Raw genomic sequence first — 14,351 nt, forward strand, 5'->3', positions numbered from 1 at the left:
TTGCTGTCTCCTGTACTGATGGCGCAGTCCGGGCTGCGTCGACGTTCTGCTGCTGCTGCTGTTGCTGGTGCTGCGGGCAACCGGCGGCACTATGCCGCGCCGCGCCCCTTGCCCGCCTGCGCCGCCTGCTCCATCAGCGGCTCCAGGATCGCGCGCGCAATGGTGTTGCGCTGGATCTCGCTGGTGCCCGTGAAGATGCGGAACATGCGCAGCTTGCGGAAGGTCTGCTCGACCGGGTGGCCGCGCGTGACGCCCACATTGCCGTGGATCTGCACCGCCTTGTCGGCGATCTCGAAGCAGCGCTCCGATACGAAAAGCTTGCAGGCCGCGGCCTTCATGCGCAGATCGGCGCCGCTGTCGGCCAGCGCGGCGGTCTGCGCGATCATCGCCTCGCACGCCCACAGCGCCGCCGCCATGTCGGCGAGCATATGCTGGATGGCCTGGAACCGCGCGATCGGGCCGCCGAACTGGCGGCGCTTGCCCGCGTACTCGACGGACGCCCGATACACGCTGGTGGCCAGACCCAGCATGCTCGGGCAATGCAGCAGCCGGTTGACGTTGATGCGGGACATGCTGAGCTTGAAGCCATTGCCCTTGCCGCCGAGGATATTGCTGCGCGGCACGCGCACATCGACCATGCGGATATCGGCGTCGATATGCTGGCCCGACATTGGCGTGTATTCGGTATCGACGGTGACGCCGGGCAGGTCGAGATCGACCAGCACCGCGCTGATCGACGGCGGCGTGGTGCTGGCATCGGTCACGCACAGCACGATGGCGAAGTCGGCGAACGGCGCGCCGCTGATGTAGTGCTTGTGGCCGTTGATGACCAGCTCGTCGCCGTCGGCCACCGCCGTCGTCGAGATGCTCATCGCATCGGAGCCCGAATGCGGCTCGGTCATCGCGAAACAGGTCGAACGCTCTCCGCGGATCACCGGGCCGAAATAGCGCTCGATCTGCCCGGGCGTGGCGTACTTCAGCATATTGCCCACGCGCGGCGGACCGCCGAGGTCGCCCAGCACATGCGGCGCCAGCGAGCAGCCGCTGGCGGCGATGTCGGCTTTCAGCGCGCACTGCTCGGCGATGTTCAGGCCCTTGCCGCCCAGTTCGATCGGCAGGCAGGCGGCGTAAAGACCCAGCTCGCTGGAGCGGCGCCAGACCCGGCGCAGCACCTCCTTCGGCCACGGGTCTTCCGAGCCCAGGCCAAGCTCTTGCTCCATCGGGCGCAGTTCCTCGTCGATGAAGCGGCGGATGGCGGCCCGCGTCTGGACCAGCACGGGGTTGGTCAGGTATTCGAACATGGCGTGGTTCCTCGGTGTCGTGGGCTTTGAGTCGCGTTTGTCAGTCCGCGTTTCAAGCCGCGTGTCAGTTCACGCGGCGTTCCTGACCCTGCCAATAGCGCTCGCGCACCAGCTTGCGGGCCAGCTTGCCGCTGGCGTTCTTCGGCAGCTCGCTGACGAAGTCGATCGAGCGCGGGGTCTTGTAGTCGGCGATGCGCGCGCGGCAATGCGCGATCAGGTCGGCCGCGCTCAGTTCGCGCCCCGGCCACAGCGTGACCACGGCCTTGACGCTCTCGCCCCAGGTCGCATCGGGCACGCTGATCACGCAGGCCTCCATCACGTCGGGATGCTGATACAGCGTGGCTTCGACCTCGGTCGGATAGACGTTGAAGCCGCCCGAGATGATCATGTCCTTCTTGCGGTCGACCAGATAGATGAAGCCTTCCTCATCGACGCGGGCCAGATCGCCGGTATGCAGCCAGCCGTCGATCAGCACCTCGCGGGTCAGCTCGGGCTCGCCCCAGTAGCCCTGGAACACGTCCTCGCCGCGGATCACCAGCTCGCCGATCTCGTCGCCGCTGACTTCCTCGCCGCGCTCGTTGACCACGCGTACCTCGGTCTCGCCCAGCGCGCGGCCGCACGAGGCCAGGCGCTCGGGGCGATTGGCGAGCGCATCGGCATGGTCGGCGGTGGACAGCCGCGTGACGCCGGAGGTCGATTCGCTGGCGCCATAGCCCTGCGACAGGATCGGGCCGATGCGCTCCCACGCCTCGCGGATGCGCGCCGGGGCCATCGGCGCGGCGCCATAGGCCAGCGTCTTCAGGCTGGAAAGATCGGCGCTGGCGAGCGACGGCTCGGCCAGCACCATATTGATCATCGCCGGCACCATGAACACGTGCGTGATGCGCAGGCGCGCGATCTCGGCGAGGAAATGCGCCGGCTCGAACTTGTCGAACAGCACCAGCGTGGCGCCGCAGTACAGGTAGGGCTGCATCAGCATGCCCGAGGCGTGCGTGACCGGGCCGATCAGCGCCAGCCGGTCGCCGGAGCGGGCAGGGCGGTCCATGCCCAGCACGATCTTGCGCAGCGAGGCGATGCGGTTGCCGTAGCTCTGCATCGCCGCCTTGATCTTGCCGGTCGAGCCCGACGAGAAATGCAGCACCGCGAGATCGGACGCTTGCGGCGTGTAGTCGGGTGCCTCGGTGCCGCCACGGCTGACGACGTCCTCGTAGTCCAGATAGCCGGGTGCCGCTTCGCCGATTGCGATATAGGTCTCGACCGAGCCGAAGCCGGCCGTCTGCGGGTTGTAGCCGGTGTAGCCGCGGCCCGCGATCATCACGCGCGGTCCGCAGTTCTCGACCACCTGGGTCGCCTCCGCGGCGGTAAAGCGCGGATTGAGCGCCGCCTTGACCAGCCCGGCCTTGAAGAGCGCGCATTCGATCTCCACCAGCTCGGTGCAATTGCGCGACTGCACGGCGACGCGGTCGCCCTTGACCAGGCCCAGCCCCAGCAGCGCATTGGCCAGCCGGGTCGAGCGCTCGTCCAGCTGGCGATAGCTGAGCGCGCGGTCGCGATACAGCACCGCGGGGCGGTCGCCCCAATAGCGCGCGGCACGCCGCAGGAAATAGGCGAAGGTCATCGAGGTCTCCTTGATCTGCTTTGGCGGCAGTTTGGAAGACGCGGGACATCACTACAATGCTGCATTGGAAATAAAGCCATAACCGACTGGAATGCGAGGGGAGCGGCATGGAGACACGCGATCTGGAGTACGTGCTGGAGGTGGCTGCTCACGGCGGCATCGGGCGCGCCGCCGAGGCGCTCGGCATGAGCCAGCCGGCGCTGACCAAGGCGGTGCAGCGCGTGGAAGCGCAGATCGGCCTGCCGCTGTTCGAGCGCACCGCGCTGGGCATGCGGCCGACGCAGGCAGGCGCGGCATTTATCGACCGGGCCCGGCGCATCCGGCTCGAATACGAGGATGCGCTGGCCGAGATGCGCGGCATCCGCACCGGCGAACAGGGCGTGCTGCGGCTCGGCTATTCGCCGTCGATTCCAAACCCGGTGGTGCTGGACGCCTGCCGCCAGCTGATGCAGGAGCGGCCCGTCGCGCGGCTGCGGCTGACGCGGCGGATGGCGCGCGACCTGATGGATCCACTGCTGGCCGGCGAACTGGACTTGGCCATCGCGCCGGTGCCGCGGCAGCGGACCGAGGCGTTCGTGGTCCACGACCTGTTCGACGACACGCTGGCGGTGGTCGCCGACGAAGCGCACCCGCTGCACGGCAAGCGCGGCCTGCGGCTCGCCGATCTGGTCGATCAGGAATGGCTGCTGCCCGGTGCGCATATCGTGCTGCGCCAGCAGCTGGAGGCCGCGTTTCAGCAGCGCGGCCTGCCGCCGCCGAATCTGCGCGTCGAATCGGATTTCGGCAGCGCCTCGCTGTTCTATCTGATGCGGGGCACGCGCATGCTCAGCATTGCCGGGGCGCAGATGGCCAGGCCCCTGGCGGGTTTTCGTGCGTTGCGGTTGAGCAGCGAAGAACTCGATCTGCGCCGGCGGGTCGGCGTGATCGCGCGGGCCGGCGCTTATTTATCGCCGCTGGCGCAGCGGATGGTGGCGATCCTGCAGGCGCAGGTGAAATAACGATTGCGGCACCGATTGCGGCACCGATTGCAATACCGACTGCAATAACGATGGCGAAAACGAATGCCGGTATGACCAATACAACAGATTACGTGATTTAAAAAACTTTCATATCGGCGGCCCCTTACCTGTTGTATTTGTATTGGGCAAAACGGGTTTCCCAAAAATATAAAGGGGTCGGCGCGAGCCAGCGCCAATGCCGATACGATGAAACTTTCTCTCTTCCTGCTGGGAGCAGGAACCCTGGCCGCGATGTTGATGGGCGCCGCCCAGGTAAAGGACACGCTGACGAATGCGCCGATCGCGGCGCTGGCGCCGGGCTTTCACGCCGATGGCGATCATTTCGGCGGCAGGCCTTGCGCCGCGCCATGCGCCGATCTGTTCCAGGGCTATGCATGGGCGCTGATGCACGACGTGCGCCACGCCAGGTCGTGTGAAGCAGTACAGCCGGCCTTTCGGGCCGGCTGCATGCAGTACGTCGACGATCTGATCGTGCGGCGCGGCGCGCGAGCGATGGCGCAGCGCCAAGCCGATGCCGAACCCGCGGGCGAGGCTGCGCAACCGATCGGCCCCACGCCAACGCTGGTTCGGCCGATTGCTACATCCGGTACCGCAGCGTCGCCATGACGCTGCGCGGCGCGCCCGGCAGGTTCAGGTTCGCGTTGGAACCGTGCGCGGACACGATATAGCTCTTGTCGAACAGGTTGTACAGGTTCAGCTGCAGCTCGACGGGGCCGCGCCGGTACCACGCCATCATGTCGGCGGTGACATAGCCGGGCAGCGTGACCGTGTTCTGCGGATCGGCCATGCGCGCGCCGATCAGGTTCAGGCCGCCGCCGATGCCGAAGCCGTGGCCCAGCTCCTTGGTAACCCAGAAATTGCCGCTATGCCGCGGCGTCAGCGTGGCGCGCTTGCCTTCCAGTGCGCTGCTCGAGCGCGTCACCCGCGCATCGAGATAGGCGTAGCCGGCCAATACCTTCCAGCCCTGGCCCAGGTCGCCGGCGAACGTCAGCTCGGCACCGTCGGTGCGCTGTTCGCCGATCGGCATCAGCGCGGTATTGGTGGCATTGGCGACCTTGATATTGGTGCGCTCCAGCCGGAAGACCGACACCGTGGTGCTGGCGCGCCCATCGAAGAAATCGTATTTGGCGCCGATTTCGGTATTGCTGGTCTTTTCCGGTTCCAGTTCGGCGTTATTGGCCGCCAGCGAGAAGGTCTCGCCGGAAGGCTGGAATGAACGGCTCCACGACAGGTAGTAAGACTGCGTCTTCGACGGCTGCCACACCAGGCCCGCGCGCGGGCTCCAGGCATTGTCGGTACGCGACAGGCCGCGCTGGTTCGGGCGGCGGTCGACGGTCTCCTGCTCGAAGCGGTCGTAGCGCACGCCGACCAGCGCCTTCCACTGTTCACTGAGCGTGATCATGTCCTGGGTGTAGAGGCCCAAGGTCTTGAAGGTGCCGCGGTTGGTGGTGCCCGGCGTGCCGCCGATCAGCCGCGGCAGCGTCGGCAGCACCGGATTGAACAGGTCGACGGTGGCGACGTTGTTGCGCGAATAGTTGACCAGATCCTTGTTCTGCTGGCCCACCTCGACGCCGTACAGCAGCTCGTGCTTCATGCCGAACAGCGTGGCCTTCTGCGTCAGGTCGGTCTGGTTGAACCAGCCATGCTCCTCGCGATAGACGTTGGAGCGGTTCAGCGACACGGTGCGGCGCGCCGCGTTGACGGTGCCCGGCAGCGTGTTGTTGCGGTCCAGCGAATAGTTGTAATAGCGCGTCGCGTTGCGGATCGACCATTGGTCGTTGAAGCGATGCGTCAGCGTGGCGGTGCCCGAGTACACCCGCGATCGGCTGTAGTCCACGTCGCGTGCATTGGCCGCGCCGTAGTAGGTGGACGCCGGCACCTCGACCGGCCGGCCATTGAAGGCCGGAATGCCGAAGTCGGTCACGCGGCGGTCTTCGAGGTAGTCGGCCTGCAGCAGCAGCTTGGTGTCCGGCGCGAGCTTCAGGTCCAGCGACGGCGCGATCGCGGTGCGGTCCAGAAACTGCTGCGAGCGGTAGCTGTCGGCGCGTTGCACCGCGCCGGTGATGCGAAACGCCGCCGCGCCGTCGCCGAACACCCGCCCGACGTCGACCTCGCCGCGCCGGTCGGCCCACGAGCCGTAGCTCAGGCTCAGGTCGGTGATATCCAGCCCGGGCTTCTTGGTGACCCGGTTGATCAGCCCGCCCGACGAACCGCGGCCGTACAGCACCGCGGCCGGTCCCTTGATCACCTCGATCCGCTCGACGTTCGACAGGTCGCGGAAATACAGCGCGTCATCCCGGATGCCGTCGACGAACTGGTCGGCGATCGCGGTAAAGCCGCGGATCGTGACCTGGTCGCGCTGTCCGTCCCCATGCGAGAAGCCCACCCCCGGCACGTTCTTCAGCGTGTCCTGGATCGAGGTCGCGTGCTGGTCGCGCATGACCTCGGCCGTCACCACGTTCACCGTCTGCGGGACGTCCCGCAGCGGGACATCCATCTTGGTGGCGCTGACCGTATCGGGCGGGTTGTAGCCCTCGCCCAGCTCGCGGTTCGCGCTGGCCTTGACGGTGACCTCCGGCAACGTCTCGGCGCCCTGGGCGCGGGCGGCGGCGGGTGAGAGAACGGACGCCGCCAGCAGGGCAGCGGTAATAGGGTGACGCTTGGCTCGCATTTTGTAATGAACTGTAATATTTTTAAGGGAATGCGAATTATTATCATTTCGGCATATGTGGTCAACTGCCTAATCACCCGTTCGTGGGGTGCCGCCAACAATGTTTCAGGTGGGGTGCTGCTTGAGTAACGTGCCCAAAGACGGGCGGAAAGATGCGGCGAGGGAGAAGGCGAGAAGGCGAGAAGGCGAGAAGGCGAGAAGGCGAGAGGGCGAGAGGGCGAGAAGGCGAGAAGGCGAGAAGGGGACAATTTCCGGTACATTCCCCGCGCTCCGCCGGAGAATTCGCGCCAGACGGCATCGGAGACGCGCCGCAGGGGTATGCTTGCACGGTGGTCAGCCGTCCCCAGCCGTCCCTCCTTACCCATGCCTCCGCTTCGCAACCGCCGCCGATCCGCCTCCTCCCCTCATCCGCGCAGTCCCTCGCCGTTCCGCCATTTCCGCCGATTCCTTCCCGATCCCGAACGGCTGCAACAGCATCGATGGCTGCGCTGGATGGGACCGATCCTGCAGCACCCCCGCCTATGGCATGTCAGCCGCCGCGGTATCGCATTGGGCGTGGCGCTGGGGCTGTTTTTCGGCCTGCTGCTGCCCATCGCGCAAATTCCGATGAGTGCCGGCGTGGCCGTGGCCCTGCGCGCCAATGTGCCGGCCGCGGTGGCCAGCACCTTCGTCAGCAATCCGTTGACCTTCGGCCCGATCTATTACGCCGCCTGGCGGTTGGGCAGCGCGGTGCTGGGAGAAAGCGGCGAGCCGCCGGCGCCGGAGACGCTGGCGGCTGTCGCGGAACCGGGGGCGATCGTCAATCTCGTTCCGGGTGGCGCCGACCCGGCCGCGCAGCCCGCCCAGGTGGAAGAGGAGAGCTGGTGGACGCAGACGCGTCGCCGCCTGCTGGGCGTCGGCAAACCGCTGCTGCTCGGTCTCGCACTGATGGCGAGCGTGACCAGCGTGTTGTTCTATTTCGGCGTGTCGTGGGTGTGGGCGCTGCGAACGCGCCTGATCCGGCGCCGCCGGGTCCGGGCGGCGCGCGCGCAGGACAAGCTCGACGGCCGGGGGCCAGCCGACAGGCACTGAAGCCGGCGCGCGTCGATTCCCCGATTCGTCGATTGACCGGCTGGCGGATACCGTCCCAGGATGGAGCGGCTGCCCCTCAATAGCCGCTAGTGGATGCCGGGCTCGCTGGCACCTGGCCCGGCGCCCGGAAGCGCGCGGCGGTGCCGTCCAGGCCGTCGCGCAGCAGCACCGTATCGAGCGCTACCGCGACGAACTGCGCGCCCAGATCGAGGCATTGGCGCGCGCGGGCCTCGTCGACCATCAGAATGCCCGGAGCCTTGCCGCAGGCCCGAATGCGGCGGATGGCGTCGTCGATCGCCTGGTTGACAGCGGGGTGGCGCGCTTGGCCCGGGTAGCCCAGGCTGGCAGACAGATCCGCCGGGCCGATGAAGATGCCGTCAATGCCTTCGATTGCGGCGATGGCCTCGATCTGGGCCAGCGCCTCGGCGGTTTCCACCTGCACCAGCAGGCACAGCTCCTCCGCCGCGCGGGCCGCATAGTCGGTGGTGCGGCCGAAGTTCGAGGCGCGAGTCGAGCCGCCCATGCCGCGAATGCCCTCGGGCGCATAGCGGATCGCCCGTACCGCCGCCTCGGCCTCCTGCGCGTTCTGCACGAAGGGCAGCAGCAGCGTCTGCGCGCCGATGTCGAGGTAACGCTTGATCAGCACGGGGTCGTTCCATGCCGGCCGCACGACCGCATGGGTCGGCGGCGATCCCGGCGCGGGCTGCGCGGCGGCGACCGCCTGCAGCTGGCTCAGCATCAGCGGCACGTCGGTGGGCGTGTGCTCGGTGTCCAACAGCACCCAGTCGTAACCGGCGCCGCCGATCAGCTCGGAAACGAAGGGCGACGGAATGGTGGACCAGACGCCGATCTGGGACTGGCCGGCGCGCAGCGCCTTCTTGAAATGATTGATGGGCAGCATGCTGTCTCCGGTGATGACGTTTTCGCAATCATTCCATGGCTGGCGCGCGGATACTCATTCGTACCTCTACGGAGCCGGCATCGAGGGTCGGATATCGCGAAATATGTTGCTTCCAGCACAAATTGGGCCCTGTCGGCCCGATGTGACCTTCCCGCTCTCGCTTTAGGTGTTGCTTTCCGGCATACGCATTTCTACCTAATGTTGCAATGCGTCAATCCTTTGCCTACAATTCGGGAAAACCCCATAAGGGTTATCCCTGAAAGGAAGGACGCCATGAACACCCAATCCGATATCAAGCTGACCGACCAACTCGAACGCGACCTGATCGAGCGTGAACTCGACGCTCCGCGCCTGGGCTTCGCCTACGACGTCAAGCGTGCCATCGCCGCCGTGCAAGGCGTGCTGGCCCGCCTGCAGTCGGACGCCCGCAAGGCCAAGATCGTCTTCGCGAACGGCTAAGCAGCCGGCTCGACCCCCACATCGCGACGGTCCCCCGCCGTCGCGCGGCGGTCCGTCCGCGGTTGGCCTCTGGTCAACCCGCGGCCAGCTCTGGCGAGCCCGCAGCTCGCCCGGAGCTAGCCCGCAGGTAGCCAGCCGCCAAGGTCAGCCAATAGAAAACCGGCCCGGTATCGGCCTCGCAGCCACGCGCTGCGGGACCGATACCGGGCCGGTTTTTTTGCGTCGCGGCTCAACCCGCGCTGCTTTCCGGTTCTTTCGTGTCCCTGGAAGGGGAAGCGGCGGCGGGCGCAGGAGCAGTGCCAGCGGTCGCAGCAGCGGAAGAGGCCGGATTCGGCGCAGGGCGGCCCGCCGCCGCGGTGGCGCGCGGCTGCCACGACACGCTGATGTCGCCGTTGACGAAGGTCTGGCAGGCCAGCCGGTGGCCGCTGGCCAGTTCCTGCTCGGTCAGCAGCTTCTTCTCCTTGGCCTTGATCTCGTCGGTGTGTTCGAGGCCGCTGTCGATGTGGCACTTGCAGGTCCCGCAAAGGCCGCCGCCGCACTTGAACGGAATGCCGCCCTGTTCGCGCAGCGAGACGCGCAGCAGGTTGCTGTTGGGCGGGGCGGTGGCGGTCTTGCCGTTGTTGCTGACGAAGGTGATCTGGATCATGGCAATGCGCTGCTATCAGGTATCGGGCGTGTTCAGGATTCGAATGGCGACCGGCGATTCGAATGCAATTCAAATGGCGACCAGCGCCAGCTCCATGCTGCCGAACGAGGCGAGCCGGCGCAGTTCCTCGCGCGCCGCCTCGACGGTGGCGTACTTGTCCAGGAACTTGGTCGGGACATGGTTGACGATGCCGGGCGGCGTTTCCTCGACCACGCGGACCTTGGTCTCGCGGTCGAGCTGGGCGATGACGAAGCGCACGGTGGGTTTGCCGTAGAAGCAGTACTCGTAGCGTTCCACCGGCGTGATGCCGTCGACGGGCTCCGTGCGGAACTGGCCGGGGCGGCTGGTCAGGATGATGTACATGGTGTCGAAGTCGGGAACGGCGCCATCACGTCGGCGACGAGCAGGCCTTGGCGCCGGCCGGCACACGGCCCGCGGCGGCCGCGGATTCCTCGGCCGGCGACAGTTCGTCCTGCGCCAGCTCGATGTCGTGCTCGATCCAGAGCTGGCAGATCAGCCGGTAGCCCTGTTCGAGCCGCTCGCCCAGCTGCTTTTTCTCTTTCCAGTTCGGCGGCGGCAGATGTTCGGCGCCGGCCAGCACGCGGCAGGCGCATTTCGAGCACTTGCCCATGCCGCACTCGTAGCGCAGGTTCGGATAGGGAAACTGCCGGATTCCGGCGCGCACGACGAGGTTGGTGCGAGGCGCGACCTCGTCGCTGTGGAGCTGGCCGTGCCGGTGAAGAAGAACCTTGGGCATGATGTTGTCCTGCTTGTTGCTGTCTACGTGTCTATCCAGGGATGGCTGTCCGCGGATGGTTTGCCGATGGGGCGGGGCCAAGCGCGGCGGCGGCAGGTCAGGACCACAGCAGCATCGCCGCCACGGTCGAGCACGCCAGCCCGATCACCACCGGGATCAGTAGCGCGCGCACCGCGTCGAGCACCGGCACCCGCGCGAAGCCGGCCACCGCGATCAGCGAGGACCAGGCGATCAGCGTGCCGCCGCCGGTCCAGACCGCGCCCATCTGACCGACCGCCGCCAGCGTGGCCGGATCGAAGCCCACCACCGGGCCCAGCGCGCCGGCCAGCGTGCCGGTCAGCGGCAGGCCCGCGAAGCCGGAGCCGTCGATGCCGGTGATCATGCCGACCAGCAGCACGCCGAACGCGACGAGCATGTGGTTGTCGGGAATCAGGTGCTGGTACGACTGGATCAGCTCGAACAGCAGGCTGGGCGCCTTGCCCGGCGGCAGGCCGAGGATGTGCGCGGCGGTCTCGCCGGCGCCGACGAAGAAGAAGCCCGCGATCGGCAGTACCGATCCCATCGCCTTGAAGGCGAACACGAAGCCGTCCGTGATGTGCTCGGGGCAGACGTCCAGCATCCGGCGCGGGCCTTCGGCGGCCAGCGTGGCCAGCATCATCAGCACCGCGGCCACGCCGCCGACCAGGGCAGCGGCCTCGCCGCCCTTCAGGTCCTGCACGCCGGTGCCCAGCTTGGGCAGCACCATCACGGTGACCACGGCGAGGAAGGCGATCGGCGTCACGATGGCGAAGCACTTCGACCATTTGATCCGCTTGCGCTCGACCATCGACAGGCTGGCCTCGATATTGGATTCGGTGGCCAGCGGCTCTTCATGCGCGGTGGCGCGGGCGATCTCCGCCTTGTCGAAGGTGCCGCCGCCATCGACGCCCAGCGTCGTGCCGCTGGCGCGCTGTTGCCACCGGTCCAGCAGCGTACCGCTGGCGGGAACGATGTGCTTGCGCATCGACAGATAGGCCAGGCACAGCGCGATCGCGCCGGTGATGATCGACAGGGTCAGCGCGCGGTCCGCGACCACGGCGGCGCTGACCGCGGCGCCCGCCGCCTTGGCGCTGATGCCGGGGGCGACGCCGATCACATAGTCGGAGGACAGCGCCATGCCCTGGCCGGCGATCGCGATCGCCATCGCGCCCGCCAGCGGCGGCAGCCCGGCCGCGATCGCCGCCGGCAGCAGGATGGCGGACACCAGCGGCACCGCGGGCGTCGGCCAGAAGAACAGCGAGATCACATAGGTCACGCCGGCGAGGATGAAGAAGGCGCTGTGCCCGTTCTTCATCACCACGCGGAAGGGCTCGACCATGCGGATATCCGAGCGCAGCGTCTTCAGCGCATTGAGCAGCGCGGTCATGAAGGCGATGACCAGGAAGATATTGAACAGCTCCTTGGCGGCCACCAGGCTCGCCGAGAACACGCCCGCCAGCGCGGACACCGGGCTGCCGGTCAGCGCGAACACGACCAGCGCGGTCCCCACGATGGAGGGCACGACGACATTGGCGCGCAGGATCATCGTCAGCACGATGACCGCGACCCCCATGAGATATATCCAGTGCGCGGCACCGATCACGACTTCGTGTTGCATGAAAGCTCCGTGGGGCGAGAGGGTGGTTCGTGTAGCTCGACCGTCCTTCGGGTGGGGGTCTGAACGGTATACTATATGCTGTATGGCGGTGTCGCCAAGCGAAATCGTATACGGATATACGCTGATACCGGAGTGGGGTGCGGCGCCGGGAAGCCGCACCAGAACTGGGAAAGATGCGGACAAGGAAACGCCGTTGCGGTGCGGCGCGCGGCGAATCGGGTTGCGTTTTGCCTGCGCCTGTATGTAGACTGTATACCAACATGCGCTGCTCAGGTATTCCACCGCTGTGCAGCCCACGCGACGCCCGCATCGCGGCCGCCTGTCCTGTTCCAACCGCCGCTTCGTCATGACAACCACGTTGCCCGCGCTGATTGCGAGTCTGTTGCCGACGCTGTCGCCGGCCACGTCGTTGCTGCCGGCCGTGCCGTTGTCCGAGTACGGCTGGATGGGCGTGACGATCTTTGCCGGTGCCTGCCTGCAGGGCGTCGGCGGCATCGGCTTCGCGATGCTGGCGGCGCCGCTGGCCGCGATGTTCTTTCCGCAACTGGTGCCGGGGCCGCTGCTGACAATGGGTGGTTGCCTGTCGCTGCTGGCCGCGCTGCGCGAGCGCGAGGCGATCGCCTGGCGGCTGACGGGAACGGCGCTGCTCGGCCGCACGATCGGCGGGCTGATCGGCGTGCTGGCCATTGCGTGGCTGCGGCCGCAGTGGCTGGCGGTGGTGTTCTCGCTGTCGATCCTGGTGGCGGTCGCGCTCAGCGCCCTTGGCTGGCGCGTGCGGCCCTCTGCCGGCAATCTCGCCATCGCCGGCACCGCGTCGGGTTTCATGGCGACGTTGACGTCGGCGGGCGCGCCGCCCTTCGCCATCGTGATGCAGCACATGAGTCCGGCCGCAATGCGCGCCACCGTGGGCTGCATCCTCGGTGGCGGCGCCGTGTTGTCGCTGGCGATGCTGGCGGGCGCGGGGCGCTTCGGTATCGCGGACCTGACGCTGAGCGCGCTGCTTGCGCCGTTCCTGCTCGCCGGCTTTGCGGTATCGAGCCGGCTCAAGACGCGTGTCTCGGCCGTGGCCGTGCGGCGCTTGCTGCTGGCCCTGTGCGCGGCGGGGGCGATCGCCGTGCTGGTGCGGCTGGCGCTGCAGGGTTGAGCCGCGCGGTCCGCTCCGACTCCGACTCCGACTCCGACTCCGACTCCGACTCCGACTCCGACTCCGACTCCGACTCCGACTCCGACTTCGATTCCGACTCCGACTTCATTCCAACTTCATCCATCCACCATCGCAGGAGACCCGATGCAGCACATCACAGACGAAATGGTCGATTGCCACGTCGCACCGGAGGACGTGCAACGCATCATGCTCGAAGCGTTCCGCAGCTTCGGGCAGGGCAGCGCCGCCATGCAGCAGCGCATCCGCACCGAGGCCGGTGGCGTCAAGCTGTCGACGCTGGGCGCGGTGATCCCGGAGCAGGGCGTGGCCGGCGGCAAGGTCTACACCACCATCGACGGGCAGTTTTCCTTCGTGATCCTGCTGTTCTCGACCGAGGACGGCCGGCCCTTGGCCTCGTTCGATGCGGGCGCGATCACGCGCCTGCGCACCGCCGCCTGCACGGTGGTCGCGGCGCGCCATCTGGCGCGGCCCGACGCGCGCACGCTGGCGCTGTTCGGTGCCGGCACGCAGGGCGCTGCCCACGCACGGCAGTTGAGCGCCGCGCTGCCGCTCGAGCGCATCCTGCTGTGCGACCCGTACGCGCCGGCCGATATGCCGGAGCGCCTGAGCCAGAGCTGCGGCATCCCGGTGATCGCGACCGAGGCCGAAGCCGCGGTCCGCGAGGCCGACATCGTCGTGACGGCCTCGCGCTCGACCACGCCGCTGTTTTCGGGCGAGGCGATCAAGCCCGGGGCCTTCGTGGCGGCCATCGGTTCCAGCCTGCCGCATACGCGCGAACTGGACGACGTGGCGCTGTCGCGCGCCTCGGCGGTGGTCGTCGAGTGGAAGCCGCAGTCCACGCGCGAAGCCGGCGACATCGTAATGGCGGGGCAGGGCGTGCTGCCCGAGGCGAAGCTGATCGAGCTGGCGGACGTGGTGCTGGGCCGGACGCAGCCCCGGCGCAGCGACGACGACATCGTCATCTACAAGTCCGTCGGCGTCGGCCTGGAAGATGTGGCGCTGGCGGGCCTGGCATGGCGGCGCCTGCAGGCGGCCGCGGAAACCGGCGCCACGATCGCGGCCTGACGCCGGCTGCCCGCGCTGCCTTCGCTTCCCCGCGCACGGCCA

13 protein-coding genes and 1 pseudogene are annotated in these 14,351 nt (G+C 67.6%); 6 read left to right on the plus strand and 8 right to left on the minus strand.

Annotation, left to right across the window (positions count from 1 at the left end):
• Positions 1–89: 89 nt before the first annotated feature.
• Positions 90–1,301, minus strand: a complete 1,212-nt coding sequence (locus tag K7G19_RS00450; protein ID WP_226105148.1) for an acyl-CoA dehydrogenase family protein — start codon at positions 1,299–1,301, stop codon at positions 90–92.
• Between the two features lie 64 nt (positions 1,302–1,365).
• A complete protein-coding gene (locus tag K7G19_RS00455; protein ID WP_226105150.1) occupies positions 1,366–2,919 on the minus strand; it encodes an AMP-binding protein in 1,554 nt (517 codons plus the stop codon).
• A 107-nt stretch (positions 2,920–3,026) separates the two neighbouring features.
• On the opposite strand from K7G19_RS00455, the gene K7G19_RS00460 reads away from it, so the two are divergent.
• Positions 3,027–3,917 (plus strand): LysR family transcriptional regulator, encoded by an 891-nt coding sequence (locus K7G19_RS00460; RefSeq protein WP_226105152.1) that lies wholly within the window; start codon positions 3,027–3,029, stop codon positions 3,915–3,917.
• A 207-nt stretch (positions 3,918–4,124) separates the two neighbouring features.
• Positions 4,125–4,544 (plus strand): hypothetical protein, encoded by a 420-nt coding sequence (locus K7G19_RS00465; protein WP_226105155.1) that lies wholly within the window; start codon positions 4,125–4,127, stop codon positions 4,542–4,544.
• Here the strand turns inward: K7G19_RS00465 and K7G19_RS00470 are convergent.
• The gene (locus K7G19_RS00470; RefSeq protein ID WP_226105156.1) at positions 4,516–6,609 is read right to left on the minus strand and encodes a TonB-dependent siderophore receptor; all 2,094 of its coding nucleotides are present in this window, start codon (positions 6,607–6,609) and stop codon (positions 4,516–4,518) included. The genes K7G19_RS00465 and K7G19_RS00470 overlap by 29 nt on opposite strands.
• Before the next feature lie 492 nt (positions 6,610–7,101).
• Here K7G19_RS00470 and K7G19_RS00475 point away from each other — a divergent pair, with 492 nt between their 5' ends.
• On the plus strand, positions 7,102–7,680 hold the full coding sequence (locus K7G19_RS00475) for a DUF2062 domain-containing protein (RefSeq protein ID WP_149319947.1): 579 nt from the start codon (positions 7,102–7,104) through the stop codon (positions 7,678–7,680).
• 76 nt (positions 7,681–7,756) lie between these two features.
• Here K7G19_RS00475 and K7G19_RS00480 read toward each other — a convergent pair whose 3' ends face one another.
• Positions 7,757–8,581 carry an HpcH/HpaI aldolase/citrate lyase family protein gene (locus K7G19_RS00480; RefSeq protein WP_226105158.1) on the minus strand — a complete coding sequence of 275 codons (825 nt, stop codon included), beginning with the start codon at positions 8,579–8,581 and terminating at the stop codon, positions 7,757–7,759.
• A 273-nt stretch (positions 8,582–8,854) separates the two neighbouring features.
• Here K7G19_RS00480 and K7G19_RS00485 point away from each other — a divergent pair, with 273 nt between their 5' ends.
• Positions 8,855–9,040 carry a hypothetical protein gene (locus K7G19_RS00485; RefSeq protein WP_006575737.1) on the plus strand — a complete coding sequence of 62 codons (186 nt, stop codon included), beginning with the start codon at positions 8,855–8,857 and terminating at the stop codon, positions 9,038–9,040.
• A gap of 367 nt (positions 9,041–9,407) precedes the next feature.
• Here K7G19_RS00485 and K7G19_RS00490 read toward each other — a convergent pair.
• The 4 genes and pseudogenes from K7G19_RS00490 to K7G19_RS00505 form a co-directional block, all read right to left on the minus strand.
• A pseudogene (locus tag K7G19_RS00490) lies at positions 9,408–9,686 on the minus strand (2Fe-2S iron-sulfur cluster-binding protein); the annotation flags it as partial.
• Between the two features lie 69 nt (positions 9,687–9,755).
• Positions 9,756–10,049 carry a ferredoxin gene (locus tag K7G19_RS00495; RefSeq protein ID WP_226105162.1) on the minus strand — a complete coding sequence of 98 codons (294 nt, stop codon included), beginning with the start codon at positions 10,047–10,049 and terminating at the stop codon, positions 9,756–9,758.
• A 25-nt stretch (positions 10,050–10,074) separates the two neighbouring features.
• Complete coding sequence (locus tag K7G19_RS00500) at positions 10,075–10,443, minus strand: 2Fe-2S iron-sulfur cluster-binding protein (RefSeq protein ID WP_149319950.1); 369 nt, start codon at positions 10,441–10,443, stop codon at positions 10,075–10,077.
• Positions 10,444–10,540: 97 nt separating this feature from the next.
• Complete coding sequence (locus tag K7G19_RS00505) at positions 10,541–12,079, minus strand: hypothetical protein (protein ID WP_149319951.1); 1,539 nt, start codon at positions 12,077–12,079, stop codon at positions 10,541–10,543.
• Positions 12,080–12,425: 346 nt separating this feature from the next.
• Here K7G19_RS00505 and K7G19_RS00510 point away from each other — a divergent pair, with 346 nt between their 5' ends.
• Positions 12,426–13,223: a sulfite exporter TauE/SafE family protein gene (locus tag K7G19_RS00510; protein ID WP_226105164.1), complete on the plus strand. Its 798-nt coding sequence runs from the start codon at positions 12,426–12,428 to the stop codon at positions 13,221–13,223.
• A gap of 144 nt (positions 13,224–13,367) precedes the next feature.
• Positions 13,368–14,309 (plus strand): ornithine cyclodeaminase family protein, encoded by a 942-nt coding sequence (locus K7G19_RS00515; RefSeq protein WP_226105166.1) that lies wholly within the window; start codon positions 13,368–13,370, stop codon positions 14,307–14,309.
• Positions 14,310–14,351 lie beyond the last annotated feature (42 nt).

It is taken from the genome of Cupriavidus sp. DB3 (assembly GCF_020418465.1).
In the GTDB taxonomy this organism is placed as follows: Bacteria; Pseudomonadota; Gammaproteobacteria; order Burkholderiales; family Burkholderiaceae; genus Cupriavidus; species Cupriavidus cauae.

Bases quoted from the DNA above. Each gene is read 5' to 3' on its own strand.
- K7G19_RS00455 (WP_226105150.1), bottom strand. From the start codon at position 2,919: ATGACCTTCGCCTATTTCCTGCGGCGTGCCGCGCGCTATTGGGGCGAC.
- K7G19_RS00475 (WP_149319947.1), top strand. From the start codon at position 7,102: ATGGGACCGATCCTGCAGCACCCCCGCCTATGGCATGTCAGCCGCCGC.
- K7G19_RS00485 (WP_006575737.1), top strand. From the start codon at position 8,855: ATGAACACCCAATCCGATATCAAGCTGACCGACCAACTCGAACGCGAC.
- K7G19_RS00465 (WP_226105155.1), top strand. From the start codon at position 4,125: ATGAAACTTTCTCTCTTCCTGCTGGGAGCAGGAACCCTGGCCGCGATG.
- K7G19_RS00460 (WP_226105152.1), top strand. From the start codon at position 3,027: ATGGAGACACGCGATCTGGAGTACGTGCTGGAGGTGGCTGCTCACGGC.
- K7G19_RS00470 (WP_226105156.1), bottom strand. From the start codon at position 6,609: ATGCGAGCCAAGCGTCACCCTATTACCGCTGCCCTGCTGGCGGCGTCC.
- K7G19_RS00500 (WP_149319950.1), bottom strand. From the start codon at position 10,443: ATGCCCAAGGTTCTTCTTCACCGGCACGGCCAGCTCCACAGCGACGAG.
- K7G19_RS00505 (WP_149319951.1), bottom strand. From the start codon at position 12,079: ATGCAACACGAAGTCGTGATCGGTGCCGCGCACTGGATATATCTCATG.
- K7G19_RS00510 (WP_226105164.1), top strand. From the start codon at position 12,426: ATGACAACCACGTTGCCCGCGCTGATTGCGAGTCTGTTGCCGACGCTG.
- K7G19_RS00515 (WP_226105166.1), top strand. From the start codon at position 13,368: ATGCAGCACATCACAGACGAAATGGTCGATTGCCACGTCGCACCGGAG.
- K7G19_RS00495 (WP_226105162.1), bottom strand. From the start codon at position 10,049: ATGTACATCATCCTGACCAGCCGCCCCGGCCAGTTCCGCACGGAGCCC.
- K7G19_RS00450 (WP_226105148.1), bottom strand. From the start codon at position 1,301: ATGTTCGAATACCTGACCAACCCCGTGCTGGTCCAGACGCGGGCCGCC.
- K7G19_RS00480 (WP_226105158.1), bottom strand. From the start codon at position 8,581: ATGCTGCCCATCAATCATTTCAAGAAGGCGCTGCGCGCCGGCCAGTCC.